The sequence below is a fragment of the Citricoccus sp. K5 genome (assembly GCF_902506195.1).
GTDB lineage: Bacteria > Actinomycetota > Actinomycetes > Actinomycetales > Micrococcaceae > Citricoccus.
In genome coordinates this window covers 493,442-519,650 of the sequence record NZ_LR732817.1, presented here as the reverse complement: position 1 = coordinate 519,650, position 26,209 = coordinate 493,442, and the positions used below count along the sequence as shown (strand labels likewise).

23 protein-coding genes are annotated in these 26,209 nt (G+C 70.4%); 13 read left to right on the top strand and 10 right to left on the bottom strand.

The genetic code is table 11. The features are described from left to right. Together ahcY and BOSE125_RS02280 are read right to left on the bottom strand one after the other, a co-directional pair. Positions 1-1,554 (bottom strand): adenosylhomocysteinase, encoded by a 1,554-nt coding sequence (gene ahcY, locus BOSE125_RS02285; protein WP_159549391.1) that lies wholly within the window; start codon positions 1,552-1,554, stop codon positions 1-3. Positions 1,555-1,636: 82 nt separating this feature from the next. Continuing rightward, positions 1,637-2,050, bottom strand: a complete 414-nt coding sequence (locus BOSE125_RS02280; RefSeq protein ID WP_371300729.1) for a DUF3499 domain-containing protein — start codon at positions 2,048-2,050, stop codon at positions 1,637-1,639. Between the two features lie 183 nt (positions 2,051-2,233). Here BOSE125_RS02280 and BOSE125_RS02275 point away from each other — a divergent pair, with 183 nt between their 5' ends. Further along, positions 2,234-2,776, top strand: a complete 543-nt coding sequence (locus BOSE125_RS02275; RefSeq protein WP_159549385.1) for a metallopeptidase family protein — start codon at positions 2,234-2,236, stop codon at positions 2,774-2,776. Between the two features lie 62 nt (positions 2,777-2,838). On the opposite strand, the gene BOSE125_RS02270 is transcribed toward BOSE125_RS02275, so the two are convergent. The 3 genes from BOSE125_RS02270 to BOSE125_RS17875 form a co-directional block, all read right to left on the bottom strand. Beyond that, positions 2,839-4,641, bottom strand: coding sequence for a DUF5719 family protein (locus tag BOSE125_RS02270; protein ID WP_159549382.1), 1,803 nt, complete (start codon positions 4,639-4,641; stop codon positions 2,839-2,841). Further along, a complete protein-coding gene (locus BOSE125_RS02265; RefSeq protein WP_159549379.1) occupies positions 4,638-8,198 on the bottom strand; it encodes a glycosyltransferase in 3,561 nt (1,186 codons plus the stop codon). The genes BOSE125_RS02270 and BOSE125_RS02265 overlap by 4 nt, the downstream gene beginning before the upstream one ends. Before the next feature lie 71 nt (positions 8,199-8,269). Beyond that, the gene (locus BOSE125_RS17875; RefSeq protein ID WP_159549376.1) at positions 8,270-8,896 is read right to left on the bottom strand and encodes a WhiB family transcriptional regulator; all 627 of its coding nucleotides are present in this window, start codon (positions 8,894-8,896) and stop codon (positions 8,270-8,272) included. 348 nt (positions 8,897-9,244) lie between these two features. Between BOSE125_RS17875 and BOSE125_RS02255 the strand changes: the two genes are divergently transcribed. After that, the gene (locus tag BOSE125_RS02255) at positions 9,245-10,078 is read left to right on the top strand and encodes a TIGR03089 family protein (RefSeq protein ID WP_159549373.1); all 834 of its coding nucleotides are present in this window, start codon (positions 9,245-9,247) and stop codon (positions 10,076-10,078) included. Positions 10,079-10,082: 4 nt separating this feature from the next. Here the strand turns inward: BOSE125_RS02255 and BOSE125_RS02250 are convergent, their stop codons facing one another. After that, a complete protein-coding gene (locus tag BOSE125_RS02250; protein ID WP_159549370.1) occupies positions 10,083-10,721 on the bottom strand; it encodes a GtrA family protein in 639 nt (212 codons plus the stop codon). A gap of 157 nt (positions 10,722-10,878) precedes the next feature. Here BOSE125_RS02250 and BOSE125_RS02245 point away from each other — a divergent pair, with 157 nt between their 5' ends. From BOSE125_RS02245 to manA, 4 genes are all read left to right on the top strand, one after another. Further along, positions 10,879-12,072, top strand: coding sequence for a 5-(carboxyamino)imidazole ribonucleotide synthase (locus tag BOSE125_RS02245; protein ID WP_159549367.1), 1,194 nt, complete (start codon positions 10,879-10,881; stop codon positions 12,070-12,072). Further along, on the top strand, positions 12,069-12,641 hold the full coding sequence (purE, locus tag BOSE125_RS02240; RefSeq protein ID WP_159549364.1) for a 5-(carboxyamino)imidazole ribonucleotide mutase: 573 nt from the start codon (positions 12,069-12,071) through the stop codon (positions 12,639-12,641). Before BOSE125_RS02245 ends, purE begins: the two co-directional genes overlap by 4 nt. Beyond that, a complete protein-coding gene (locus BOSE125_RS02235; RefSeq protein ID WP_159554579.1) occupies positions 12,641-14,275 on the top strand; it encodes an LCP family protein in 1,635 nt (544 codons plus the stop codon). The genes purE and BOSE125_RS02235 overlap by 1 nt, the downstream gene beginning before the upstream one ends. A 120-nt stretch (positions 14,276-14,395) precedes the next feature. Next, positions 14,396-15,748, top strand: coding sequence for a mannose-6-phosphate isomerase, class I (manA, locus tag BOSE125_RS02230; protein ID WP_159549361.1), 1,353 nt, complete (start codon positions 14,396-14,398; stop codon positions 15,746-15,748). A 99-nt stretch (positions 15,749-15,847) separates the two neighbouring features. Here manA and glpX read toward each other — a convergent pair whose 3' ends face one another. Then, positions 15,848-16,813 carry a class II fructose-bisphosphatase gene (gene glpX, locus BOSE125_RS02225; protein WP_236558112.1) on the bottom strand — a complete coding sequence of 322 codons (966 nt, stop codon included), beginning with the start codon at positions 16,811-16,813 and terminating at the stop codon, positions 15,848-15,850. A gap of 212 nt (positions 16,814-17,025) precedes the next feature. On the opposite strand from glpX, the gene BOSE125_RS02220 reads away from it, so the two are divergent. Further along, complete coding sequence (locus BOSE125_RS02220; RefSeq protein WP_159549358.1) at positions 17,026-17,652, top strand: DUF4245 domain-containing protein; 627 nt, start codon at positions 17,026-17,028, stop codon at positions 17,650-17,652. A 30-nt stretch (positions 17,653-17,682) separates the two neighbouring features. After that, positions 17,683-18,354, top strand: a complete 672-nt coding sequence (locus tag BOSE125_RS02215) for a carbonic anhydrase (protein ID WP_159549355.1) — start codon at positions 17,683-17,685, stop codon at positions 18,352-18,354. A gap of 37 nt (positions 18,355-18,391) precedes the next feature. Here the strand turns inward: BOSE125_RS02215 and BOSE125_RS02210 are convergent, their stop codons facing one another. Next, positions 18,392-18,898, bottom strand: a complete 507-nt coding sequence (locus BOSE125_RS02210; RefSeq protein WP_159549352.1) for a MarR family winged helix-turn-helix transcriptional regulator — start codon at positions 18,896-18,898, stop codon at positions 18,392-18,394. A gap of 94 nt (positions 18,899-18,992) precedes the next feature. Between BOSE125_RS02210 and BOSE125_RS02205 the strand changes: the two genes are divergently transcribed. Together BOSE125_RS02205 and BOSE125_RS02200 are read left to right on the top strand one after the other, a co-directional pair. Next, entirely contained in the window at positions 18,993-19,427 is a 435-nt protein-coding gene (locus tag BOSE125_RS02205) for an LLM class flavin-dependent oxidoreductase (protein ID WP_201301117.1), read from the top strand. Between the two features lie 21 nt (positions 19,428-19,448). After that, the gene (locus tag BOSE125_RS02200; RefSeq protein ID WP_159549349.1) at positions 19,449-20,492 is read left to right on the top strand and encodes an LLM class flavin-dependent oxidoreductase; all 1,044 of its coding nucleotides are present in this window, start codon (positions 19,449-19,451) and stop codon (positions 20,490-20,492) included. Positions 20,493-20,535: 43 nt separating this feature from the next. On the opposite strand, the gene BOSE125_RS02195 is transcribed toward BOSE125_RS02200, so the two are convergent. Together BOSE125_RS02195 and BOSE125_RS02190 are read right to left on the bottom strand one after the other, a co-directional pair. Further along, on the bottom strand, positions 20,536-21,204 hold the full coding sequence (locus BOSE125_RS02195; protein ID WP_236557773.1) for a response regulator transcription factor: 669 nt from the start codon (positions 21,202-21,204) through the stop codon (positions 20,536-20,538). A gap of 14 nt (positions 21,205-21,218) precedes the next feature. After that, positions 21,219-22,640: a sensor histidine kinase gene (locus tag BOSE125_RS02190; RefSeq protein WP_159549346.1), complete on the bottom strand. Its 1,422-nt coding sequence runs from the start codon at positions 22,638-22,640 to the stop codon at positions 21,219-21,221. Positions 22,641-22,806: 166 nt separating this feature from the next. On the opposite strand from BOSE125_RS02190, the gene BOSE125_RS02185 reads away from it, so the two are divergent. Genes BOSE125_RS02185 through BOSE125_RS02175 form a run of 3 tightly spaced genes read left to right on the top strand, consistent with a single transcriptional unit; the run spans position 22,807 to position 26,121 of the window. Beyond that, positions 22,807-23,946 carry an ABC transporter permease gene (locus BOSE125_RS02185; RefSeq protein WP_159549343.1) on the top strand — a complete coding sequence of 380 codons (1,140 nt, stop codon included), beginning with the start codon at positions 22,807-22,809 and terminating at the stop codon, positions 23,944-23,946. 46 nt (positions 23,947-23,992) lie between these two features. Beyond that, positions 23,993-24,673 carry an ABC transporter ATP-binding protein gene (locus BOSE125_RS02180; RefSeq protein WP_159549340.1) on the top strand — a complete coding sequence of 227 codons (681 nt, stop codon included), beginning with the start codon at positions 23,993-23,995 and terminating at the stop codon, positions 24,671-24,673. 11 nt (positions 24,674-24,684) lie between these two features. Further along, positions 24,685-26,121 carry a class II fumarate hydratase gene (locus tag BOSE125_RS02175; RefSeq protein WP_159549337.1) on the top strand — a complete coding sequence of 479 codons (1,437 nt, stop codon included), beginning with the start codon at positions 24,685-24,687 and terminating at the stop codon, positions 26,119-26,121. The last annotated feature ends 88 nt before the right edge of the window (positions 26,122-26,209 follow it).

The window sequence follows — 26,209 nt, the reverse complement described above, 5'->3', positions numbered from 1 at the left end:
TCAGTAGCGGTAGTGGTCCGCCTTGTACGGGCCGGCCACGTCCACCCCGAGGTACTCGGCCTGGCTCTTGCTCAGCTCGGTCAGGTGCGCGCCGAGGGCGTCCAGGTGGAGGCGGGCGACCTTCTCGTCCAGGACCTTCGGCAGCACGTACACCTGCTTCTCGTACTCCACGCCGGTGATGGACCCGTGGCGGGCGAAGAGTTCCATCTGGGCCATCACCTGGTTGGTGAAGGAGGCGCTCATCACGAAGGACGGGTGGCCGGTGGCGTTGCCCAGGTTCAGCAGGCGCCCCTCGGACAGCACGATGATCGAGCGCTCGTCCGCGGTGCCGGAGTCGAACGTCCACTCGTGGACCTGTGGCTTGATCTCGGTCTTGCTGACACCGGGAATCCTGGCCAGGCCGGCCATGTCCAGTTCGTTGTCGAAGTGGCCGACGTTGCCGACGATCGCCTTGTCCTTCATCTGGACCATGTCCTCGGCCATGATGATGTCCATGCCGCCCGTGGTCGTGATGAAGATGTCTCCGGACGAGATCACCTCGTCGAGGCGGACCACCTGGAACCCGTCCATGGCGGCCTGCAGGGCGTTGATCGGGTCCACCTCGGTGACGACCACGCGGGCCCCCTGGCCGCGGAAGGCCTCGGCGGCGCCCTTGCCGACGTCGCCATAGCCGCAGACGACTGCCGTCTTGCCGCCGATCAGCACGTCGGTGCCGCGCATGATCCCGTCCGGCAGCGAGTGGCGGATGCCGTACTTGTTGTCGAACTTCGACTTGGTGACCGAGTCGTTCACGTTGATGGCCGGGAACATCAGCTGACCCGTCTCGGCCAGCTGGTAGAGGCGGAGCACGCCGGTGGTGGTCTCCTCGGTGACCCCGCGGACGCCCTGGGCGATCCGCGTGAAGCGCTGGCCGTCCGTGGCGAGCGAGGCACGCAGGGTCTCGAGGACGACCTGGTACTCCTCGGGGTCCTCCGCAGTGGGGCTCGGCACGGCGCCGGCGGATTCGAACTCGACGCCCTTGTGCAGCAGCATGGTGGCGTCCCCGCCGTCGTCGAGGATCATGTTCGGGCCCAGTTCCGGGTCCTGGTCAGCCCCGGGCCAGAGGAGGATCTGGGAGGCGGTCCACCAGTAGTCGGTGAGGGTCTCGTTCTTCCAGGCGAAGACCGGGACGCCGTTGGGCTCGTCCGGAGTTCCGGTGCCGACCACGATGGCGGCGGCCGCCTCGTCCTGGGTGGAGAAGATGTTGCAGGACGCCCATCGAACCTGAGCGCCGAGGGCCACCAACGTCTCGATCAGCACGGCGGTCTGAACCGTCATGTGCAGGGAGCCGGCGATCCGGGCACCCTTGAGGGGCTGGGCCTCGCCGAACTCGCGGCGCAGGGACATCAGCCCCGGCATCTCGTGCTCGGCCAGGCGGATCTGGTGGCGGCCGGCCTCAGCCAGGGAGAGGTCCCGGACGGCGAAGTCGAAGGCGGCCCCGGGGACGGTGACGCGGTTGGCGTACCCCGGGTCGGTGGCAGGGCTTGGAGCGCTGACGGCAGGGTTCTCAGTCATGGACCCAGCCTAGGGCAGACCACGTCCTCACCAGCGCGGAGGTTTCCCCGCATGGCGCTGTTCCCCGGCTCGCCGGGCGGGGTCAGGAATCCCGCAGCAGGCGAAGGGCGGGCCGGCCGGGGCGCGCGGGAGCGTCACCGTTGACGGAACCGGTCGTCTCCGGGCGGGGGCCGGCGTCGGGAGTGGTGCCTCGGCGACCGACCGAGGGACTCGAGGAAGCAGGGCGGACAGCGGGCTCACGGACGGCGTGGGCCAAGGCCAACAGGTCGTCCGGCTCCTCCGGAACGGGGGGTTCGGCACCCTCCGGCGGCTGGATGCGCAGCAGCTCCCAGCCTTTCGGCGCGGTCATGCTGCGGGCGTGCTTCTCGCACAGATCATAGGTGTGGGGTTCGGCCAATCGGGACATGGGGCCCAGAACCACGGTGGAATCGGCATAGTTGTACGTCAGCGTTGCCAGAGCCGCAGATTGGCAGCTGGTCTTGGAGCACTGTCGCATCGATCCCACGGCAGACCACCCTACCGCGCTGGGCCCCTGAAGCCGTGCACTGCTTCGTCGGGACGCGTGTCCGGCGGCGTTCCAGCCCCCACCTGATGGCGTCCGGCCGCAGAACCTCCGTGTCCGGTACCGGCCTTCCGGTGTCCGGTACCGGCCCACCCCTGCGGGGTCTAGCATCGAGTCATGACTTCCTTCGAACCCGTTGCCGTGGAACACGGCGTGGCACGGGGCATGGGGCAGGATTCGGGCCAAGCCCGCGCACCCCGCACGTCAGGATCCACGTCAGGAAACGTGTCCCGGTCTCCCCGCCGGGACCGCCGTGGACGCGGCCTGCGCGGACCACTGATGCCGCCGGGACTGCCCGGCGCCCGGAGCCGCAACGAGGCCTTCTCCGACTACCTGGCTGCCGCGGTGTCCCGGCTGGCCGAGGTCTGCGGCCCCGCCGTGGAACAGGCCCGCTTCCGCATGACCATGATCCCCGAGGACCTGGAGAACCGCCTGGAGTTGGTGCGGGCCTGGGGCACGGAACTGGTGGACGATCCCACCGGCTCCACGCGCCGCGATGCCCAAGGTACGGCCGTCATCACCATCCACCGGCGCCCACTCGAGGCCCGCTGCCCGGCTCCGTCCCTGCTGCCCGACCTCGTCTACGGGGCGGTCGTGGAGCAGTGGGCCGAGCTGACCGGTGTGGCGCCAGAGGCCGTGGACCCCGACTTCCACTGGTAGACGGCCTGCACAGCCGGTGCCCGGCGCGGGCCGAGACCTGCCGGGTCCGCCCGGTGGCCGGCTCAGTACCCCACGCGCACCGGGACGCCGGAGACCTGTTGCTGCTGAGGCACCACCGGATACGCGGAGATCCCCTGCGCGCCACGCACGTCCACGGCGGCGTACACCTGACCCTCCACGGTCTCCACCAGAGCCCCACTGGGGACGGCACCTTCACCGCCAGCCAGGTCCGCGAAGGAGAGCGCGTGGGTGGATTCCGGACCGAGTTCCTGCACCCGGGACTCCCCCAGGCTGCCGTCCTCTGAGACGGGGGTGATCTCCACGGCCCCGCCATCGGCCGAATACAGCACGAGGTTCGCGGTGGTGTTCTCGGGCCGGGACACCAGCCGTTCCAGGCCCAGCGAGCCCACGGCGGACACGCTGGAGAAGTCGACCGGTTCGCCGGCCTGGCCGGACAGGCCCCGGGCGCTGGCCGCCACGGGCGCATCAGCGCTCACGGTGACGGTGTACACGTCATGGTCCAGCCCGTCGAGGGGGAAGCGCACGGTGGAACCGGCGCCGATGTCCACCAGGCCGCCCTCCGGCAGCTCCACGGTGCCGTCCGGGCCGCTCACGGTGATCTCGGCCGTGGCCGCACTGGCCGGCGCCGCGAGCGAGAGGGCCGGACCGGCCTGCTCATAGCCGTCCTGGCCGACGATCTCCTCGGTGACCGCCCTGTTCGGCACCACGAGCCCGGGCATGACCGCACCCTGGGACGGGTTCGAGGTCGGCTGGATGATCTCCACGCCGCCCGGCGTGATGCCGAAGAGCCGGTGCTGCTGGGCCGTGGCACCGACCGCACCCCCCTGGGCACGGACCTGGACGGCCAGGTGCTCCTCGTCCGGGGCCATGCCGCCCAGCACGATCGACCGGGTCTGTCCGGGTGCCAGGACGATGCCGGCGGTGCCCGGTGCCTCGACCGGCCCGTCGGCCCCGTAGAGGGTCAGGTCCACGGTGCTGGCTGACGCCGAGGGGTTCGAGAGCACCAGGATCGAGGTCGAGCCCACCGTGGTGGTCATGCCGGTGAGCCAGTGCTCGTGGGCCGGGGCGAGGCAGGAGCTGGCGTCGGTGCCGGCGAGGTCGCCGTCCGTGGCGGAGTACAGGGACACGGCGTCCGAGGGCATCGCCTGTCCGCCGATCGGCTCGACCGTGACCGCCGTGGCCTCGCCCGCTTCGCCCCCCGGGGACTGCACGTGGTCCACGGCGGACTCCCGGACCGGGACACCATCCGCACCGGCCGTGGCCGGATCCCCCTGCTGGACCTCTTCAGGCTGGGACTCGGTCAGGTCCACGGGTTCGGCACCCTCGCCGGAGTCACCGTTCTCCGCCGACTGCAGGGTGCTGATCGAGGTGCCGGGGAAACGACCGGCCAGATCGGAGAGCAGCACCGAGGTGACCCGGGAGACGGCGGAGGTGGAGACGGGACTGAACTGCGTGTCCGTCCCCTCCTCGGCGCCGGCGGGCAGTCGCGGCGGTCCGGCGCAGACCGAACGGACCGGCACGGCATTCAGCGCGGCGGGCACGGCCCGGCCGTCCACCTCCGGCGTGGCGGGCGGTACGAGCGTCCCGGCGGTGACCGCGGCCGCCACCAGGACCACGACGCCGGCCCCGGCCAGGCCCGCGGTCATGGGTGCCCTGCGGACCACGCCCCTTTGGTGCGCCTCGAGCGCGGCCTGACGCTTGAGGTCACGGGCGGCTGCGGCCCGCTGGCCCTTGAGCTGCCCCCGCGAGGCGGGTGGGTCCTGCAGCGAGTCCTGGCTCGGTGTACCGGACTCGTCCGGGGGGCTGGAGGCGTCGGGGTGCTGATCGTGGTCTTGGCCGCTCATCGTTGCTCCGTCCGCGCATTGTCATCAACCGTGTCGTCAACGGTGTCTTCAACCGTGCGCTCACCGGTGCCGACACCGGCTCCGTCACCGAAGCCGGCGTCGCCAGCCCGCGGCCGGCCGTCCGTGCGCCGGGTGGGCGAGGGGATGGCCAGCAGGGCGGCGAGTACGAGCAGGAGTCCGGGAATCCACCAGGCCCAGGCCGCAGCCGGGGAGGAGTGCCAGACCCGGAGCTGACCACCGTCAGCGGGCAGTTCAAAGGCTTGGGCCCAGCCGGTGCCGTCATCGGTGTGGGCGCCGAGCGGCTCACCATCGAGCGTGGCGTGCCAGCCGGCGTCGGCCCGTTCGGCCAGGACCAACCGGCGGTCTCCGCCCTCCGCCGCGTCCTCGGCGGCCGGAATGGGCGTTTCCACGGTGGTGCCGGGCCGGGACACCAAATGGGTGGTCTCGCCGGCGCCGTCGACGATCCGGGCGCGGGCCGTCGAGAAGCCCATCCGGTCCTCGAGGTCATGCGTTCCGGCCACGGGGATGCCGCCGGTCTCCTCGGGAAGCACGCGCCACAACCAGCCCGAGTCGGTCAGGCCAACCGGAGCGAGGCCCGGGACGGCGTCGATGGAGGCGGCAGTGCCGAGCTCTCCCCCATCCCGATCCCGCAGCACCACGAAGGCGGCTCCGAAGTCCTCGAGGGCGGGCCGCGGGTCCGCGTTGGCACCGGAGACCAGCTGAGCGCCCAGGCTGCGCAACTGTTCGTCGGCACGGTCCGGGGCGGCCGCCGTCGGGCTGGACAAGGGGCCGGTCAGGGAGCGTGCGGTCCACCCGGCGCTGAGCCGGTCCAGTGCGGGGCCGGCACCACTGGCAAGGCTGACCTGCAGTTCGTCGGCACGGCGTTCCAGGACCACGGTCCGGGTCGCCAGCGCACTGGCGCCTTGGTCGGCAGCGGTGGCCGGGAGGAGCCGGGCGGGGCTGGACTCGATGACGCTGCCGGTGCCCAGCGTGGACAGCACCGCCTCTGCCTCGCCGTCCGCGGTGCGGGAGGCCAGGGCTTCGCCGGCGGCGGGGTCCAGGGTCGAGCCGGGGACAGTGCGCGGGACCGCCCAGAGCGTCGCGGTCAGGGCCACGGAACAGCTGGCCAGGACCGCCAGCACCACCACGGCGGTCCGCCGCGCGGGGCCGATGCCGGCGCGCAGACCCAGACGTGACGCGCCGGGGACCCGGCGCGGGCCGAGGACGCCGTTGAAGCCGGCCACGGCGGCGATCAGCACGCCCAGCAACGCGGTGGAGGTGAAGGGGCCGGTGAACACGGTGACCAGGTCACCGTTGGCGTCCACCGAAGTGGCAATCAGGGGCGCGACGGCGGCGCCGGCCAGTCCCAGCACCGTGGCCCCCAGGCCGATGCGGGCCTGCGTGCCGATCCGCCCGGTCATGAAGGCGCCCACAACGGCGGCTGCCAGGACGGGAAGGCCGATGACGAGCGCAGCGACCAGGGCCCAGGGGTACCCGGCCCCGCCCGGCCCTGCCGTGTCCAGCCACGGCAGGGCCAGCAGGCCGGAGTCCGCGGCGAAGGCCTCCGGGAAGCCGAGGATCTGCTGCCACAGCGGGGCCGGATCGTAGGCCTGCGGCACCCCTGGATCACCGAGGACCGCGCGCAGGTCCGTCCAATGTGTCAGGACGGTGGGCAGGAACAGGGCCAGGCCCGGCAGGGGCGTCCACCACAGGGCACGCCCGCGCTGGCCCATCAGCACGGCGAGGCCCAGCACGCCCACCACCAGGAACGGCAGCAGCAGGGGTGCAGCGGTCCCCAGTGCGGCGAGGAGCAGGGCGGTCCAGCCCGAGGCCGTCCAGGAGATCACCCCACGGTGGCCCGGACGCTGCAGGGCGCCCAGGGTGTCCTCGGTCACGCCTTCCGGGTCAGGTCGCCGCAGAGCGGCCGATCCGGTGGCGCGGATGACGGCCAGGGCCAGCCAGGGCAGGCCGAGGTGTACCAGGAGGGCTCCCGGACGGCCCTCGCCGGCGGCGGTCAGCAGGGCCGGGGACAACCCCCAGAGCAGGGCCGCCAACAGGCGCACGCCACGGCTGCGGGCCACGGCCCCGGCGGCCATCCAGGCGCCGATGGCCGCCAGGGGCATGGCCAGGATGGTCAGCCACACCAGTGCCAGAGATCCCTGGCCGGTGACACCGAGGACCGTCAACGCCAGCCCGAAGGGGCCGGGTTGCACGGGGGCGCCGACTCCGGCGGGCGCCCAGCTGCCGGTGGCGTGGTGCCAGAGTTCGGCGGCCGAGGCGGACAGCGGCAACAGCGAACCGCCGGTCAGGGCGGGGGCGGCCAGCAGGTCGCGCAGGCCCACCAGGGAGAGCCCGCCGAGCAGCAGCAGGGCCAGCACCAGGCCGGTGCCCACCCAGTTGCGTGCAGGGGTGGCCAGGGCCGCGAAATCGTCGTGACCGCCGGTCGCCTCGCTGGAGATCATCGTGGATCCGGTGCCGTCACCGATGATTTCCTCCGGCGATTCCAGGTCCAGCACACTGCGCCGGTAGGTGCGCACCTCGGCGCGGGAGGCCTTGAGCGGGGCCACGATCGACCGGGACGCCCGCCGGGTCCTGCGGGCTTGGCGGCGGGCAGCGGCCAGGGGCAGGATCCGCACGAGGGTCCGCATGGTGCCGGCCAGGTGGGAGGCGCCGCGGCCGGGTTCCTTGGCCAGCAGCGAGGCGGCGAATCCTCCCAGCCCAGTGACCAGGCCCCAGATCCACAGCAGGGGCACCGCCCACGGCCGGGCGTGCTTGAGACGCAGCCACAGGGCGGCCTCGCGGAGTGCCGAGGTACCGGCGTCCAGGCCCTCATCGCGGCCGCCGTGGCCGATGACCGCCTCGGGGACCACGACCACGCGATGCCCGGCCAGCCGGTTGCGCCAGCACAGATCCACTGCGTCGGCCGTGGTCGGCCCGGACGGGTCGAACCCGCCCAGCCCGGTCCACACATCCTGGCGGATGAGCATGCCGGGGAGTGACACGGCGAAAGTGTCCGTGCGGGCGTTGTACTGGCCCTGATCCAGTTCGCCGGGCTCGACGAGGCTGATGGGCTCGGCGGCGGCGGTGACGGTCAGGCCCACGTCCAGCAGGTGCCGGGGACGGCCCAGCTCGACCTGCTTGCAGCCGGCGATCGTCACGGAGGGCGAGGTCTCCACGACCGTCATCAAACGCTGGAGCGCGTCCGGGGCGGGACGCGAATCGTCGTGGATCCACCACAGCCAGCCCGTGCCATCCGTGGCGGCCAGCTCGGCAGCACCGTCGAACGTAGCGAAGGCGAGCCCGGCGTCGTCCACGAGGTCGGCGAGGTGCTGCCGGAGTCCTCCGGCGGTGCCAGCAGCCTCGGTGTCAGCGGTGTGGGGGTCAGCCTCCGTAGCCCCTGACTGCGCTTCGGTCTCGGCGTCAGGGCCAGTGACGGTTTCAGTACTGGCACCGGCTCCTCCCGCGAAGACTGCGACGATGCGGTCCGGGCACCGGTCCTGGTCGAGCAACGCCTGGACGGCGTCTGCGGTCAGGTCGGGCCGCCGGTCGACGACCACGACGGCGGTGACGTGCTGGGCCGCGGGGCCGCCGGTGACGGCGGACGCAGGCAGGGTGGCCGGTGCTGAAATCAGACTGACCGTTTCCGCAGGCGGCGCCGCTCACGCTCGGACAGCCCGCCCCAGATGCCAAAACGCTCGTCGTTGCCGAGGGCATACTCGAGGCATTCACTGCGAACGGTGCAGGCGGAGCAGACCTTCTTGGCGTCGCGGGTGGACCCGCCCTTCTCGGGGAAGAAGGCCTCGGGGTCCGTCTGGGCGCACAGGGCGTCGACCTGCCAGGCCAGCTCGCCGTCCACGTCGAGGGGATCGGCCAGTCCGGGCAGTCCCAGCCACACGGAGGGCTGGGCGGTGCTGGCGGAGCCCGCGCCCGGCACCTCGCCGGGAGTCTCCAAGGGGGCAATCGTGCCGGGGTGCAGGGCGGTGACGGTGGCGACGCCGTCGGAAGCCGTCGGGGATTCGGCTTCGGCGTCGTCTACGGCATGGTCCGCCAGGAAGGCGGTGGCCTGGTCTTCGAGGGATCCCAGGGAGGTGCCGACCTCAAGACGGCGGGCTGCGTCCGGATCAGCCGGGTCCAGGAACCAGTCGGCGGGTACGCTGCGGCCCGGGTGTGGGCCATCGGTCAAGGGCTGGCCGGACAGTCCGGTCTGGTTGGCATCGGACTCGTGGATCTCGTCGAGGCGCTGGGCGTTCTCCATGTGATTCCTCCCCGTTCTCACGTTCTCACGCTGATCATCCCGTCACCGGAGGTTCCGGTGTCTGCGGATCGGGCAGGGCTCCTGACACGCCTTCCGACCACGTTCCCCGCGGCGCCGGGCACGCCCGGACCGAATCCGTCCGTACCGACGGCAGCGGGGAACCAGTGGTGGGCGGTGGGAAGCGCCGTGGTCACCATGACCGTTCCACAGTGAATTACACCGGTGTAACTCTCTATTAGTCAAGCGGAGGCGGCACAATGTAAGGCGGGGAACAGCCCCAAACCTACCGACACGCCGCTGCGCCGATGCTCGGAAGTGGGCGTGTTGTGTCACGGCGAAAGGACACCCTTGGTCAATCTCGGAACGAATCTACCCGCTGGAACAGCGGGAGGCGCAAACGGTCCGTCCGGCCGGCGTCTGACCTGGTTCGAGGCGATCGCGGCCTCTCCCCGTCCGGCCGTGGTGGACCACGCCGCCGAGGGCGACCGCGTCGAACTCTCCGGCCGGGTCCTGGCCAACTGGGCTGCCAAGACCGCGAATCTGCTGGATGTCGAGGGGCACGGCCCCGGGTCCACGGTCCTCCTGGACTTGCCCTTGGGTTGGAAGTCACTGGCCCTGATGCTCGGTGCCGCACGAGCAAGGGTCGAGGTGCAGTTTGCCCCTGGTATCTCCGTCACCCCGGACGAGTCCGGCTCGGTGGACCTGGTGATTTCCGGCACTCCGGGCACCTGGTCGGAGCATCCCGCCGAACTCTGGGCGGTGTCCCAGGGAACACTCATGGGCACGGAGCACCCGGAATCACGGGATTCATCGGACGCGGAGGTGCCGTCACACGCCCTCGACTATGCCTCCGAGGTGCAGATGCAGGCGGACCAGTGTCACCTGCCCCTGCCGGGGACCAGCCTGCCGGCGCTCATCGAGGCCTGGGGGGATCTGGCTGCCACAGGCCACGAGGACGACGCCGGCCTGGCCCTCCCGCGGTGGTCCCACCGCGAGCGCGGTCTGGTGGTGGCAGCCGCAGGCGGGCGGCTGGACCGCGAGACGGCACGCGCCGTCGTCGGGACCTGGGACCGGGGACTTCCGGTGGTGCTGGTGCCGGAACGGGACACGGACCTCAGCGCGGCCTCGACCCGGCTCGTGGAGGCCGAGCGGGTGGGCTCCCCCGTCCCGCCGTCCCGGTGAGTGGTTATCGAGGTTCGGCGGGCGTGCGTGCCGACGGTGCGGAAGGACCCTGCAGCGCTGTGCGGGAGGGTGGCGCCGCCGTCCCGGAGTCTGATGATGCAGCCCCCCCGCGGTGCCGGCGCGGGGTGTCGGCGGTGCGGATGACCGGCAGTTCACCGGTGAGCCGTTCGCGGTCGTCCTTGAACCTGGGGTCCGCGTCCAGTTCCTCGGTGAACACCCAGAACCGGTAGGCGAAGAAGCGGAAAATGGTGCCCAGGACCAGACCGACCACGCTTCCGGCGATGAAGATGCCGGCGGTCGAGGTGACGCCCAACCAGTACTGCGCCACGAACACGCAACCGGCCTGGATGCCCATGCCGATGACGTTCATCACGGCGAACAACACGAACTCGCGCATGAGGTTGTTCTGCCGGCGGTGGCGGAAGGTCCAGAGGCGGTTGGCCACATAGGAGAAGATCGTGGCGACCACGCTGGCCACGATCTTGGACTTGACGTTGCTGCCCTCCATCGGGCCGTGCATGAGCCACAGGAAGATCGCCGAGTCCACCACGAAGGCGGCCGCCCCGACCGCCCCGAACTTGGCGACCTCGCGCCAGAGCATGGCGACCAGGGCCACGAGACGTTGCCACAGGTTGCTGATCATGGGGGTGGGTGGACTCCTTGTTGCGTGCAGAAGACGGGCCGAGAACCGGAAAATGTCTTTGCATACCCTAGACCGGATTTCTCTCCGTTTCCTGACAACTGGAGACCGCCGGGCGGTTCTGTCGGGCTGGGGCTGATCCGCTGGTTACCCTAGGTCCGTGAGTTTTCCTGTGATCGGAGTAGTGGGCGGCGGCCAATTGGCGCGCATGATGGCCCCGGCAGCAACGGCCCTGGGCGTGCGGCTGAGAGTCCTGGCCGAGGGCCCGGACGTCTCGGCCACCACGGCGGCCCCCTCCACGGTGGGCGACTACCGGGACCTCGAGGCGCTGAAGGCTTTCGCGGCCGAGGTGGACGTGGTGACGTTCGACCATGAGCACGTGCCCCCAGAGCACCTGCGGGCACTGGAGGAGGCCGGCGTGAACCTGCAGCCCGGGCCGGATGCCCTGCAGTACGCCCAGGACAAGTTGCTCATGCGCCAGGCCTGTGACCGCCTCGGACTGCCGAACCCGGCGTGGGCCGCCGTGGCCTCCGTGGCTGACCTGCTCGACTTCGGCGACCGGACCGGCTGGCCCGTGGTCCTCAAGACCCCGCGCGGCGGCTACGACGGCAAGGGCGTGCGGGTCCTGCGTTCGCCAGAGGCCGCCGAATCCTGCGGCGACTGGTTCGAGCTGGGATTCGAGGCCCTGCTGGCCGAGGAGATGGTGGACTTCTCCCGGGAGCTCTCCGCCCAGGTGGCCCGCAACCCCTCGGGGGCCACCGCCTCCTACCCGGTGGTCGAATCGATCCAGACGGAGGGGGTGTGTGACGTGGTCACCGCCCCCGCACCGGGCCTGGATGACCGCACCGCTCACGCGGCCGAGGCGGCCGCCGTGGCCCTCGCCGAGGGGCTCGGCGTGACCGGCATGCTCGCCGTGGAACTGTTCGAGACGCCCGGCGTCGGCCCCGGCTTCATGATCAACGAACTGGCCATGCGCCCGCACAACTCGGGCCACTGGTCCATGGACGGCGCCGTCACCGGCCAGTTCGAGCAGCACGTCCGCGCGGTGCTCGACCTGCCGCTGGGGTCCACCGCGACCCTCGGTTCCTACACCGTGATGAAGAACTACCTCGGCGGAGCCAACGAGGATCTCTACGCGGCCTTCCCCACCGCCATGGCCACCTTCCCCGAGGCCAAGATCCACGCCTACGGCAAGTCCGTGCGCCCCGGCCGCAAGATCGGTCACGTCAATGTCACCGCGGCCACCCCCGAGGACCTGGCCTCCGCCCGGACAGCCGCCGAGGGAGCAGCCGCGATCATCAGCGAGGGATCGCAGGCCGGATCGTGGGCCGCCGAACAGCAGGAGCAGTCATGACCCCCAGCGAAGCATCCGCGACCACCGCCCAGGGCGGTGTGGCCCCCGCCAGGGTGGCCGTGATCATGGGCTCTGACTCCGACTGGCCCGTCATGGAGGCCGCCGCAGCGGCCCTGGAGGAATTCGGGATTCCCTACGAGGCCGGCGTCGTTTCCGCCCACCGCATGCCGCACGAGATGGTGGCGTTCGGCACCGAGGCGCACGAACGCGGGATCCGGGTGATCATCGCCGGTGCCGGCGGCGCCGCGCACCTGCCGGGCATGATCGCCTCCACCACTCCCCTGCCGGTGATCGGCGTACCTGTGCCGCTGAAGACCCTCGACGGCATGGACTCCCTGCTGTCCATCGTGCAGATGCCCGCCGGCGTCCCAGTGGCCACCGTGTCCATCGGCGGTGCCCGTAATGCCGGGCTGCTGGCCGTGCGGATCCTCGCCGCGGGAACCGACCCGGAGGCGGCGGAACTGCGCGAGAAGCTGATGGAGTTCGCCGCCGAGCTGCGGAACACGGCCAGCGCCAAAGGAGAACGGTTGCAGGAGTCGCTGGCCGGCCGGCCCGGATTCCGCCCGTGATGGCAGGCCAGGTTCCCCAGAGAAACCCGTCCCTCCTGCACGGCCCGCAGGGCGCGGGCGCAGGAGGGCCTGACCCGGTCCGTGACCCGCAGAGTGCCGCGGCCCCCCAACGCACCAAGCGGGCCTGGATCCTGCTGCTGCTCACCCTCTTCGTCCCCGGCGGTGCCCAGGTGGTCGCCGGGAATCGTGCCCTCGGCCGCGCCGCTCTGCGGGTGACCCTGACGGTCTGGTTCCTGGTCGTCGTCGCGCTCGTGCTGCTGGTGGTCAACCGCGACCTGCTGGTCCAGGCCTTCGCCAACACGTGGGTCCAACTGGCTGCAGTCGTGATCCTGGCAGCCCTGGCCATCGGGTGGGTGGTGCTCTGGATCGACACCTTCCGGCTGTTGCGGCTCAGACTGGTGGCCCCCGGGATGAAGCCGCTGCTGGCCTTCTCCACGGTGCTGCTGCTGGTGGCCACGTCCGGCGTACTCGGGTACGGCTCCTTCGCCGTGAACGCCGGGCGCAACGCCCTGAACGAGATCTTCGCGCCCGGTCCCGCCATCGAGCCGGTGGCCGGCCGCTACAACTTCCTGCTCATGGGTGGCGACGCCGGTGAGGGCCGGGTCGGGCTGCGGCCGGACTCCATCCATGTGGCCTCCGTGAATGCCGAGACCGGCAGCACGATCCTGTTCTCGATCCCCCGCAACTTCCAGAACGCCCCCTTCTCCGAGGACTCCCCGCTCTGGGGCGCCTACCCGGAGGGCTTCAGCTGCGGCGACGAGTGCATCATCAACGCCCTTTACGTGGACGTCATGGAGAACCACCAGGACCTCTATCCCGGCGCGGAGGACCCCGGCGCGGAGGCCATGATGGACGCCGCGGGCGGCATCCTCGGGCTGGAGATCCAGTCCTACGCGATGGTGGACATGGGCGGGTTCTCCCAGCTCATCGACTCCATGGGCGGAGTGACGGTCACGTCCGGCGGCTGGACGACCTACCGCGGCCCCCGCCCAGACGGGGAATGGGGCAACGCCTGGTGGGGCCCCGGAACCTATGACTTCAACGGCGAGGAGGCCCTGGCCTTCGCCCGCTCCCGCCACTTCTCCACGGACTACTCCCGCATCCGCCGCCAGCAGTGCATCCAGTCCGCCATGCTGGCCCAGTTCAATCCGCAGACCCTGGTGACCCGGTTCCAGGGCATCCTGAACGCCGGCGAGCAGATCGTGGAGACCGACCTGCCGGGGCAGCAGCTGGGCACGTTCGTCTCCCTGGCCACGAAGGGGCAGTCCCAGGGCATGGGGCGGCTGACCATCGGTCCCCCGGACTTCGAGGGCGAGGACGGCCGGTTCACCACCTACCCGGACTTCGACGAGATCCACACCCGGGTGGACGGCATGCTCGCCGAGGACGGCACCCCGAACGCCGCCGGCACGTCCCCGGCCCCGCTGCTGTTCGTGAACGCCACCGCCTCCCTGGTGGCCTCGGCATCCCAGGAGGCCGGCACCAGCGACGACCCCGCTGACTGGCCGGCACCACCGACCCAGCCGGACGGATCCGAGATCACGCAGGAGTATCTGCAGCACCTCGAGGACACGGGCCAGACCGGTCTGCTGGAGGACGCCGCCTCCACCAACCACCTCTGCGCGGCAGGCTAGCCAGCCGCTGGGCGGCCAGCAAGAACGCAGGGACCGGTCCCCCGGTCGGGTGACTCGAGTCCCTGCCGGCAGCATGCCTCCGTGCACGGATGTCCCAGGCGGGTCGATAGGCTGGGGAACATGTACCTGCTGCGAACGCCCATCCGTGACTATGCGTGGGGTTCCGCCACCCTGCTGGCCGAGCTCCAGGGCCGGACTCCCACCGGCCGGCCGGAGGCGGAGATGTGGATGGGCGCACACCCCAGCGCTCCCGCTGGAGCGGTCCCGGCGAGCGACCCCGAGTCCGCGCCGGTGCCCCTCGACGAGCTGTTGGCCTCTGATCCGGAGGCGTTGCTGGGCGAGGCCGCGCGCTACGGCGGCCTGCCCTTCCTCGTGAAGCTGCTGGCCGCGGGGCGCCCCCTGTCGATCCAGGCCCATCCGGCTCTCGAACAGGCCCGCGCCGGGTTCGCCGCCGAGGAGGCCACGGACGTCCCGGCCTCGGCGCCCCACCGCAACTACCGGGATGACAACCACAAGCCCGAGATGCTCGTGGCCCTGACCCCGTTCGCCGCCCTGTGCGGTTTCCGCTCGGCACAGGATGCCGGCACCTCATTCTCCCGGCTGGCCCAGGTGCTGGGCGAGAACATGGAGGACCACGACGCCGGCCTGGCCGGTCCCGCAGACTCCGCACCCGGGGCGTCTGAGAGGCCCGGTGCGTCAGCATCGGGTGCGTCCGTGGCCCAGACGCTGGCCGGCTACGCCGACCTCCTCCTGCACGGCGGAGAGGAATCCGAGGGCGATGACGTCGACGGTGGCGGCAGCTCGGCGCTCGAGCGCGTCTTCGCGGACCTGCTCGACCCCGCCGGGACCTGGTCTTCGGGCACGTGGGTGACGGCCGTCGTCGCCGCTCTGAAGAAGGCTCCGCGGGCACTGGACGAGGATCTGAACCTGTCCACGGCGGTGGGGATCGCCGAGCACTATCCGGCCGATCCGGGTCTGCTGGTCTCGATCCTGCTCAACCGCGTGGACCTGGCCCCGGGCCAGGCGATCCACCTGCCGGCCGGCAATGTGCACGCCTACCTCTACGGCCTGGGTGTGGAGGTCATGGCCGCCTCGGACAACGTGCTGCGGGGCGGGCTCACGCCCAAGCATGTGGACGTCCCCGAGCTGCGCCGGGTCGTCGCCTTCGAGTCCGTGCCGGTGCCGTACTGCGCCCCCGTCTCCGTAGGGGACGGCCACCTGGTGTTCCGTCCGCCGTTCGAGGAGTTCCAGGTCGAACGGATGGATCTACCCGCCGCCGACGGCACCACCCTGACCGCGCGCGGGCCGGTCCTGGCGGTGTGCACCGCCGGGCGGGCCCGGGTCGAGACCGGAGCCGAGGCGGCCGTGCTGGCCCCCGGGGAGTCCGTGTTCCTGACGGCGGCCGATGCCACCGCGATCGTTCATGGCGCCGGCGAGGAGCCGGCCACCCTCTTCTCCGTCACCCTCCCCTGACAACAGGGAACTGGCGGTCGATTTCGCCCCGTGCCGGTCGGTTACCCGCCAGAAAGATGGTGCGATTTCGACCGCCAGTGGTGAGGGTGCGGTGACGGCTCAGCGCACCGGCAGGGCGTCCGGGCCGATCCAGGGCTCCCACTTGCGCGCCTGGTGCTCGGCCTCGATCACGCGCACGGTGCCGGACTTGGAACGCATGACCATGGACTGCGTGGTCACGCGGTCGTTGTAGTAACGCACGCCGCGCAGCAGGTCACCGTCGGTGATGCCGGTGGCGGCAAAGTAGGCGTTGTCGGTCTTGACCAGGTCATCGGTGGTGAGGACCGCGTCCAGGTCATGGCCGGCGTCGATGGCCCGCTGGCGCTCGGCGTCGTCGACCGGGGCCAGACGGCCCTGGATCACACCGCCGATGGCCTTGATGGCGCAGGCGGTGATGATGCCCTCGGGCGTGCCACCGATCCCGAGCAGCATGTCCACATCGGTGTCATGGCGGGCTGCGGCGATGCCGCCGGCCACGTCACCGTCCATGATGAACTTCACGCGGGCACCGGCGGCGCGGATCTCGGCGACCAGCTTCTCGTGACGCGGACGGTCCAGCACGCACACGTTCAGCTGGCTGATGGGCTTGCCCAGTGCCTTGGCGACCAGGTGGATGTTCTGCTTGATGGGCAGGCGGAGGTCGACGAAGTCGGCTGCCTCCGGTCCCACGACGAGCTTGTCCATGTAGAACACCGCCGAGGGGTCGAACATGGCACCGCGCTCGGCGACGGCGAACACGGACAGGGCGTTGGGGTAGCCCATGGCGGTCAGGCGGGTGCCGTCGATCGGGTCCACGGCGACATCCACCTCGGGGCCGGTGCCGTCACCGACGTTCTCGCCGTTGTAGAGCATGGGCGCCTCGTCCTTCTCGCCCTCGCCGATGACCACCACACCGTTCATCGCCACGGTGTCCATGAAGGCGCGCATCGCGTCCACGGCGGCACCATCGGCGGTGTTCTTGTCTCCATAGCCCACCCAGTGGCCGGCGGCGATGGCGGCGGCCTCGGTCACCCGGACCAACTCCATGGCCAGGTTGCGGTCCGGCTTGGTCCCGGACACGGCCAGGCTCGGGCTGAGGATGCTGCGATCAGTGTGATGCGGCTCCGCGGTGCGCGACTGTGCCTTGTCGGTCCGAACGCCATTGTTCTCGGGCTGGTCAGTGGTCACCGAAATACTCCGTCTGTGGGGGAACGTCTCGGAATCCATCCTAGTGTCCCGGCTGATGGCAGAATGGACCGGTGACTTCCCCTCAGCCCGAGGCCGATCCGGCCGCCAGCTCGGCCTCCACCCCGGCCCCCAAGCCACGTCTGACGCAGAAGCAGGCCAAGCGGGCCGGACAGTCCGCACGGGCCATGGTGATCTCTGTGCTGGCCACCCTGGCCATCGCCCTGCTGGTGGTGCTGATGAATCCCAGCAGCACGGAGGAGACCTACGAGCGCACCGTGGACGTGACGGCCACCGCCGAGCAGGCCTCGGCCACCGCCGGCTTCTCCGCCGTCGCCCCGCGCGTCCCCGCGGACTGGAACGCCAACTTTGCCCGGTGGAACGGCGCCGGCGTGGACCAGGTGGAGTTCTGGGAGGCCGGGTACGTCACCGCCGAGGATGACTTCGCCGGATTCAAGCAGACCGTCCAGGCCAATCCGACCTGGCTTTCCCAGCAGATGGACAACGCACCCCTGACCGGGACGCGCTCCGTGGACGGGACCACGTGGGACTTGTACGAGCCGGCCGACGGTGACCGGCATATGGTGACAGAGCTGGACGGGACCACCATCCTCATCAGCGGCTCCGGTGATCTGGCCGCGCTGGACACCCTGGCGGCCGCCATCCAGGACGCCATCCACGATTCCGCCGAGGACAACTGACAGCAGTTCAACCATTAGGAAGCAGAGCCGATGACTGACAGTGCCGACCTGAAGACCGCCACCTCTCCGTCCTCCTCACCCCTGACACCCTCCGCTGTGTGGGACTTGCTGCGCGCCGGCAACGAACGCTTCGTGATGGATGCCTCCAACCACCCCAACCAGGATGCCGCGCGCCGTGCCTCCCTGACGCAGGAGCAGCATCCGGTGGCCGTGATCTTCGGTTGCTCGGACTCCCGGCTCGCGGCGGAGATCATCTTCGACGTGGGGCTGGGCGACGTCTTCGTGGTCCGCACGGCCGGCCAGGTGATCGACGACGCCGTCCTCGGCTCCCTCGAGTACTCCGTGGACGTCCTCGACATCCCGCTGATCGTCGTCCTCGGCCATGACAGCTGCGGTGCGGTGACCGCCGCCGTCGAGTCCTACGTCTCCGGGGAGATGCCCCCCGGGTTCATCCGCTCCCTCGTGGAACGCATCATCCCCTCCGTGATCTCCGCCCGGCGTGCCGGGGTCAAGGACGTCAACGGCACGGTGGCGGAGAACGTGCGTCAGATCAGCTCCCGCCTGATGGAGTCCTCGATGTCCGTGGCGAAGGCCGTGAACGAGGGCCGGACCGCCATCATCGGCGTCACCTACTCCCTGGACAACGGCACCGCCAATCCGGTCAAGATCATCGGGGACCTGGATCCGGACGAGGTCGGCTGACCGAGTCCTGGAGCAGGATCGGGAGTGACTCCAGGAGTCACGGCAGGTGGTCCATGGCCTCGCAGGGATTGGATCCGGGCTGGGCTCGGTGGACGTCCATGGCCAGGCGGCCGACGAGGCTGACGAGGATCTTCGCCTCTTCGGGCGTGAGCCCTGCCAGCAGGGTCGATTCAGCTGCACCGACGCGTTGTTCGTACCGGGTGAGCAGTTCGCGTCCATGGTCGGTGGGCACGACCTTGCGGGCCCGGCGGTCGGAGGGGGCCGGGACTCGCTCTACGACCCCATCCTGTTCCAGGCCATCGAGCAAGTAGGTCAGCACGGTGCGGTCAATGCCGAGGTGTGCGCCGAGGGCCTGCTGGTTCGCGGGGTCGCGGTGGATTACCGCAGAGAGGATCTGGAAGCCCCGGATCCCTCCCGGCATTCCCTCCACCGCCTCTTCGAAGCGGGACTGGTAGCCGCGCAGCACCATCCCCAGGTGCCAGCCCAGGTCTCCGGGCGGCGCGCTGATCGTAGTCGTGTCGACGGTCCTGTTACCTGCAGCCATAACACCATCGTACTCCAAAGCACGAGGTTGCACAGATGTTCTGCTCAACATACGATCTGTTGAGCAACATACTTTGGCGACGGGAAAGTTGGTCATGGAGCTAGGCGTCTACAGCTTTGGCGACGTAGAGAAAGACCCGGCGACGGGGCGGTTGGGGTCGACTGCGGAGGCCATGCGGAATCTGGTCGAGGCGATCCGGATCGCGGACGAGGTGGGCCTGGACTACTTCGGGGTCGGTGAGCACCACACCCGAGAGATGCCGGCCTCGGCTGCGGCCGTCGTGCTGGCCGGGGCGGCCACGGTGACGCAGCAGATCCGCCTGGGCAGTTCAGTTACCGTGCTCTCCACCGACGACCCGGTCCGGGTGTTCCAGCAGTTCGCCACCGTGGACGCCCTGTCGAACGGCCGGGCCGAGATCACCGCAGGCCGCGGGTCCTCCAAGGAGTCCTACCCTCTGTTCGGTGTCCGCGCTCGCCTCCGCTCATCGCTGAGCGGATCACCCCTTACGCCCTCTGACCACCACTTCTGACAACAGCGAGGAACACCACCCATGGAAATCGGCGCCTACAGCTTCGGCGACACCCCTTTGAACCCCGACGGCTGCCACCGGGCCACCGCAGAGGCCATCAGCAACCTCCACGCGGCCATCGTCCACGCCGATGCGGTCGGCCTGGACTACTTCGGGGTGGGCGAGCACCACACCGTGTCCATGCCCGCCTCCTCCCCCGGGGCGGTGATCGCCGCGGCGGCCGCGGCCACGGACCGGATCATCCTCGGCAGCGCCGCCAGCATCATCTCCACCGACGACCCGGTCCGGATCTTCCAGCAGTTCACCACCGCCGACGCCATCTCCGGCGGCGGCCGGATCGAGATCACCGCCGGCCGCGGCTCCTCCGTGGAGACCTTCCCACTGTTCGGTCACGACTTGGCCGACTACGACGAGCTCTACGCCAACAAATTGGACCTGCTCATGACCATCAATGACAGCAGCTCCGACGAGGTGACGTGGCAGGGCAAGCGGCGCCCGGCCATCCCCAACCTGGCCGTCGTGCCCCGCCCCGTGAACGGGAAGCTGCCGATCTGGCTCGCCACCGGCGGCAACGCCGGCTCCTCCGCCCGCGCCGGGCAACTGGGCCTGCCAGTCTCCTACGGCATCATCGGTGGCGCGCCCCAGAGGTTCGCTCCCCTGGCCGAGCTGTACCGCCGTTCGGCCGCACAGTCCGGCCACGCGCCAGGGGACACCAAGGTCTCCGTGGCCGCTCTCGGGCTGGTCGCCCCGACGAAGAAGGAAGCCCTGGAACGGATGTATCCGGGGTGGTACAACCTCAATGTCGAGATGGGCCGGCTGCGCGGGTGGCCGGAACCGGACAGGAACGCCTACCTCGCCCAGGCCGAAGCCCCCGGGGCGTATTACGTCGGCGACCCGGACGACGTCGCAGAACGCATCGTCCACCTGCACGGGTACATGGGCCACATGCGCCACTTCCTTCAGATGGACATCGGCGGCCTGCCCCACGAGCACTTCCTGGAGTCCCTCACCCTCCTGGCCACCGAAGTCAAACCTCGCGTCCAGCGTCTACTGGCCCAAGCCTGATCACTGGCTGCGGCCAGAACAGCCTCCGTCAGGTCTCGGTGCCTCAACCGCGGATGAGGCGCCGGGCCCTGGCCGCCGTGACCGCCTCGGTGCGATTGCCCACCCCGAGCTTGCCGAAGATGTGGTTCAGGTGAGTCTTGACGGTGGCCTGGGAGATGAACAGCCCCGCCGCGATCTGCTGGTTGGTCCGGCCGAGCGCCAGCTGTTCGAGGATGTCGATCTCCCGCGGGCTCAGCGCCGGCTCCTGCCCGCCCCCGCTGCCCAGGGCACGCCGGGCCAGGTCCGCGGGGAGGATCCAGGTCCCCGCGGCGGCCTTCACCACGGCGTCGCGCAGCTGATCGGGAGAGGCATCCTTCAGCAGGTAGCCCAGCGCCCCGGCGGCCAGCGCGGCCTGGACATCGGAGACCGCGCCGTAGGTGGAGACGATCAGCACGGGAAGCTCCGGGTGGCTTCGCCCCAGGCTCTCGGTGGCCTCGATCCCGGTGGGCCCGTCCCCCAGCTCGATGTCCATCACCACCACGTCCGGACCGTCATCGTGGGAGATCAACCGGTCCACGGCGGCGAGCGCCTCGGCGGCCGTGGACGCCTCCGCCACCACCTCCAGCTGGTCCGCGGATTCCAGCACGGCGCGCAATCCGGCCCGCACCACCGGGTGGTCGTCCACGAGCAGGATGCGGATCGGTTCGTCCTGCTGCCTTCTCTGGCCTGTCACGCCCGCCATTCCTGTCATGCCTGTCCTCCCCACCGCGGCACGCTGAGGGCCACCACCGTTCCGGTGGACCCGTCCCCGTTGCGGGGCGCAAAGGCATCCTCGACCGTCAAGGTGCCCGCGGCCGTGCTCGCCCGCTGCCGCATGGTGGTGATCCCGAAGCCCTCGGGCCGATCGCCGCGGCCCGCGCCGTCGTCGAACACGTCCAGGGTCACCTCGTCCCGGTGCACCGCGAAGGTGACCACACAGCGGCTCGCCCGCGCATGCTGCAGCACATTGGCCAACGCGGACTGGGCCACCCGCAGCACGATGGTCGCCGCCTCGGCACCCATGGGCGGATCGCCGGCCTCGCCGTCCGGGCCGGCGTCGGACCCATGGAACTCGACCGCAAGGTCCGAGCCCGCTGACCGCGCCGTGTCCTGGGTGGTCCGGCAGGCGGCCACCAGTTCGGCGGTCAGGCCCGCGCCGGGACCGCGTTGCTCCACGAGGGCACGGGCCTGGGCCAGGTTCTCCACGGCGGAGCGTTCGATCTGCTGCAGTTGCCCGTCCAGGGGTTCGGCGGGATGCTGCTCCTGGGCGGCGCGGGACAGCAGCACCACGGAAGCCAGGCCCTGCGCCAAGGTGTCATGCAGGTCCTGGGCCCACCGTTCCCGCTCACGCATGGCTCCGGCATGGCGTTCGGAACGGGCCAGGTGGTCGCGGGTGGCCTGCAGCTCGGCCGCGATGCGCCGTTGGGTGCGGGCCTCGGCATAGAACAGCGAGTAGGCGGCGGACATGGCCACGGCCACCACTGCCCCGATGACGGGCCCCACCACGGCTCCGATGCCGAGCCTGCCCTCATGCCACCAGAACCCCAGGAACACCGTCACCGTCAGCAGGACCACCAAGGTGATCGCGACCGGCACGGACCGTGACCCCACTACGTGCAAGTGCAGGAAGAACAGCGGGAACGCGAGCCAGGCGAAGTCCACGTGCACCGCCATCAGGCCCAGCCAGGTGAGGGTGACGGCGATCAGCCAGGCCAGCTGTGCCCGCACGACGATCTGTCCCTCCGACCGCAGTGCAGTCTGTCCCCCGGTCTGCGCGCCGGGGCGCCCCGCGGCCGGACCGCTGCGGTCTCCAGGAGAACTGCGGACGCCGAGTGAACTGTCGCTGAGTGAGCTGCGGTCACTGCGCCGCTTCTCCACCACGGTCCCGGCGAGGTAGATGAGCGCGAACACCGCGGCGAGGGAGACGATCTGCGACACCAGGCCGTGCTCTCCCGAGCGGATGGCGGGAATCAGTGACCGGATCAGGCCGATGGCCAGCAGTCCCGCCACGGTGACGTGCAGGATGACGCGCATGGCTCCGAGCAGTGCCGGGATGCGGGTGTCGTCCGAGGGGCTCGGCAGGGGACGGACGAGTGTCCTGGCCGGTGGTGTCATGCGCTCGGAACCCATGGGTGCAGGGTAGCCCGGTCCGGGCGGCGGCGGATGGCCCCGAATCAACCGAAGGGTTGACCCATCAGTGGCCGGGTGGTCGATGTGCGCTGCCGCCCGGGACGGAAGGCTGGATATCAGCCGCACCGGCCATCCACCCACCGTTCCACTCCAAGGAGCCCTTCCCGTGTCCTCTCCAACGTTCCTGTCCCTGAGGGACGTCCGCTTCTCCGCCGGCCGCTTCACCCTGATGGGGGCCGTGGTGGGACTGATCAGCCTGTTGCTGGTCTTCCTCACCGCGCTGACCAACGGGCTGGCCCACCAGAACATCTCCGCCGTCTCGGCGTGGGATGACGCCGCCACCGATTCCGCCGAGGTCACGGTGGCCTTCGGTGCCGCCCATGCCTCGGCCCTGGATGACGTGGAGACGGACTTCACGGCCTCCTCCGTCACCACCGACCAGCTCGCGGGCTGGCGCCAGGACACCCAGGTCGAGTGGGCCGAGCCGGTGGGCGTGGGCCAGGCCCGCGCCGATTCCGGCAGTGCCGTGACCGCCGTGACCCTGATGGGGCTGGAACCCGGCTCCCGCCTGGTCCCAGGGTCCCCGGGCGCCGCAGCGGACGCCGGCGGCTCCCTCGAGGACGGGGCCCTGATCAGCAGGACCGCCGCCGAGCAGCTCGGTGTCTCCGCCGGGGACGAGGTGTCCATCAACGGACAGGCCGTGCCCATCGCCCAGACCATCGAGGACAGCTGGTACTCCCACACCCCGGTGCTCTACCTGCCCCTGGAGACGTGGGCCAGCCTCACTCATGCTCCCGAGGGGACCGCCTCGGTGCTGGTCGCCGGAACCGATCCCGATGCCGGCCACCCGCCGGCCGCGGCCGCCGAGACCATCACTGCCGCCACGGATGTGGACGGGGCCCTGGGCGCCCTGCCCGCCTACTCCTCGGAGAACGGATCGCTCGTCATGATGCAGGCGTTCCTCTACGGCATCTCCGCCCTGGTGATCGCCGCCTTCATGGCCGTGTTCACCCTCCATCGCACCCGGGACATCGCCGTGCTCAAGGCGTTGGGCGCCACCACCGGATGGGTCGTCAAGGACGCTCTCACCCAAGCCGGGATCGTGCTGCTGGCCGGAGCCGCCCTCGGCGGCGCCGTGGGCCTGGGCGGGATCTCGCTGGCCTCCGGCGCGGTCCCGGTCCAGGTGGATGCGGCCGCCGTCGCCATCCCGGTGCTGGTCACCGTGGCGCTCGGGATGGTGGCCTCGGTGGCGGCCGTCTGGCGCACGTGCCGGGTGGACCCACTCGTCGCCCTCGGCGGCAGCTGAGCACTGCCGAGACCCCCACCCAAGCCCCACTTCGAAGGAACCTCCCATGCTGCACCTGTCCAACGTCACCCTGACCTACCCCGATGGCGAGAACGGCACCCTCAACGCGCTCGACTCCGTGGACCTCACCGTCCCGGCCGGCCAGATGCTCGCCCTCGTGGGCCCCTCCGGCTCCGGCAAGTCCTCCCTCCTGGCCGTGGCCGGAGCGCTGGTCTCCCCCACCTCCGGCACCGTCCACATCGGCTCGACCGAGATCACCGGGGCCAGCCAAGCCGAGCGGGCCCGGATGCGGCTCAACGAGATCGGCCTGATCTTCCAGCAGCCCCAGTTGATGCCTTCGCTGACGGCCGTCGAGCAACTGCAGCTGGTCGGGGTGCTCCGTGGCCACCGGCCCCGTGCGGTCCGGGACGCGGCCCTGGAGTCTCTGGCCGCCGTCGGGATGTCCGAGGCAGCCCGACGGCGGCCCCACCAGCTCTCCGGCGGCCAGCGGCAGCGGGTGAACATCGCCCGGGCTCTCATGGGCCAGCCCTCGGTGCTGTTGGTCGATGAGCCGACCTCGGCCCTGGACCAGCACCGCTCCGCTGAGGTCATGGAGTTGCTGGCCACCCTGACGAGGGACCGGGGCACCGCGACGGTGGTGGTCACGCATGATCTGGAGTTCGTGGCGGTGGCAGACCGGGCGGTCACCCTGCGTGATGGGCGATTGACCGAGCACGCGACGGTCTAAAGTGGGGAACCATGACCGATCTGACTTCTTCGCAGCAATCTTCCGAACAGCAGTTCCGCATCGAGCACGACACCATGGGTGAGGTCAAGGTCCCGGTTGACGCCCTGTACCGCGCCCAGACCCAGCGTGCCGTGGAGAACTTCCCGATCTCCGGCAAGACCCTGGAGCCGGCCCACGTCCACGCCTTGGCCCAGGTCAAGAAGGCCGCGGCCCAGGCCAATGCCGAGCTCGGCGTGATCGACGAGGAGCGTCGCGACGCGATCGTGGCCGCCGCGGACGAGGTCATCTCCGGCCAGCATGACGACCAGTACCCGATCGACGTGTTCCAGACCGGTTCCGGCACGTCCTCGAACATGAACACCAACGAGGTCCTTGCCAACCTGGCCACCCAGTCCCTGAAGGCCGCCGGCTCGGAGGCCGAGGTCCACCCGAACGACCATGTCAATGCCTCACAGTCCTCCAACGATGTGTTCCCGACCTCCGTGCACGTCGCCGTGACCGGAGCCCTGATCAATGATCTGAAGCCGGCCCTGGACCACCTGGCCGTGTCCCTGGAGAAGAAGGCCAAGGCCTTCGAGAACGTCGTCAAGTCCGGCCGCACCCACCTCATGGACGCCACCCCGGTGACCCTGGGCCAGGAGTTCGGCGGCTATGCGGCACAGGTCCGCTATGGCATCGAGCGCATCGACGCCTCGCTGCCGCGCGTGGCCGAGGTCCCCCTGGGCGGCACCGCCGTGGGCACGGGCATCAACACCCCGAAGGGCTTCTCCGCCCGCGTCATCGAGCTGCTCGCCGCGGAGACCGGCCTGCCGCTGACCGAGGCCCGCAACCACTTCGAAGCCCAGGCCAACCGCGACGGTCTCGTGGAGGCCTCCGGTCAGCTGCGCAACATCGCGTACTCGTTCATGAAGATCAACAACGACCTGCGCTGGATGGGTTCCGGTCCGAACACCGGCCTCGGTGAGATCGCCATCCCGGACCTGCAGCCGGGTTCCTCGATCATGCCGGGCAAGGTCAACCCCGTGATCTGCGAGGCCGCCATCATGGTCTCCGCCCAGGTCATCGGCAACGACACCACCATCTCGCTGTCCTCCACCAACGGTGCCTTCGAGCTGAACGTGGGCATCCCGGTGATGGCCGCGAACCTGCTCGAGTCCATCCGACTGCTGGCCAACACCGCTCGCGTCATGGCGGACAAGATGATCGACGGCATCGAGGCCAACGTGGAGCGCTGCTCGTTCCTCGCCGGTGCCTCCCCCTCGATCGTGACCCCGTTGAACAAGGTCATCGGCTACGAGGCCGCCGCCAAGATCGCCAAGCACTCCGTGGCCCAGAAGATGACCGTCCGCGAGGCCGTCATCGATCTCGGCTACGTGGAGCGCGGCGAGGTCACCGAGGAGCAGCTGGACGCGGCCCTGGACACCATGTCCATGACGCACCCCGCCTGACCCTGGACCGGAGGGCTCCGGTCCTTGCGCCCGGGGCTCCCTGGCCACTGCCGCCGGCGCCCTGACGTCGGCCTCCTGGTGCAGCCAG

Coding starts and splice junctions, on each gene's coding strand:
- ahcY (WP_159549391.1), bottom strand. CDS start 1,554: ATGACTGAGAACCCTGCCGTCAGCGCTCCAAGCCCTGCCACCGACCCG.
- BOSE125_RS02280 (WP_371300729.1), bottom strand. CDS start 2,050: ATGCGACAGTGCTCCAAGACCAGCTGCCAATCTGCGGCTCTGGCAACG.
- BOSE125_RS02275 (WP_159549385.1), top strand. CDS start 2,234: ATGACTTCCTTCGAACCCGTTGCCGTGGAACACGGCGTGGCACGGGGC.
- BOSE125_RS02270 (WP_159549382.1), bottom strand. CDS start 4,641: ATGAGCGGCCAAGACCACGATCAGCACCCCGACGCCTCCAGCCCCCCG.
- BOSE125_RS17875 (WP_159549376.1), bottom strand. CDS start 8,896: ATGGAGAACGCCCAGCGCCTCGACGAGATCCACGAGTCCGATGCCAAC.
- BOSE125_RS02250 (WP_159549370.1), bottom strand. CDS start 10,721: ATGATCAGCAACCTGTGGCAACGTCTCGTGGCCCTGGTCGCCATGCTC.
- purE (WP_159549364.1), top strand. CDS start 12,069: ATGACCCCCAGCGAAGCATCCGCGACCACCGCCCAGGGCGGTGTGGCC.
- BOSE125_RS02235 (WP_159554579.1), top strand. CDS start 12,641: ATGGCAGGCCAGGTTCCCCAGAGAAACCCGTCCCTCCTGCACGGCCCG.
- manA (WP_159549361.1), top strand. CDS start 14,396: ATGTACCTGCTGCGAACGCCCATCCGTGACTATGCGTGGGGTTCCGCC.
- glpX (WP_236558112.1), bottom strand. CDS start 16,813: ATGGAGTTGGTCCGGGTGACCGAGGCCGCCGCCATCGCCGCCGGCCAC.
- BOSE125_RS02215 (WP_159549355.1), top strand. CDS start 17,683: ATGACTGACAGTGCCGACCTGAAGACCGCCACCTCTCCGTCCTCCTCA.
- BOSE125_RS02210 (WP_159549352.1), bottom strand. CDS start 18,898: ATGGCTGCAGGTAACAGGACCGTCGACACGACTACGATCAGCGCGCCG.
- BOSE125_RS02205 (WP_201301117.1), top strand. CDS start 18,993: ATGGAGCTAGGCGTCTACAGCTTTGGCGACGTAGAGAAAGACCCGGCG.
- BOSE125_RS02200 (WP_159549349.1), top strand. CDS start 19,449: ATGGAAATCGGCGCCTACAGCTTCGGCGACACCCCTTTGAACCCCGAC.
- BOSE125_RS02190 (WP_159549346.1), bottom strand. CDS start 22,640: ATGGGTTCCGAGCGCATGACACCACCGGCCAGGACACTCGTCCGTCCC.
- BOSE125_RS02180 (WP_159549340.1), top strand. CDS start 23,993: ATGCTGCACCTGTCCAACGTCACCCTGACCTACCCCGATGGCGAGAAC.
- BOSE125_RS02175 (WP_159549337.1), top strand. CDS start 24,685: ATGACCGATCTGACTTCTTCGCAGCAATCTTCCGAACAGCAGTTCCGC.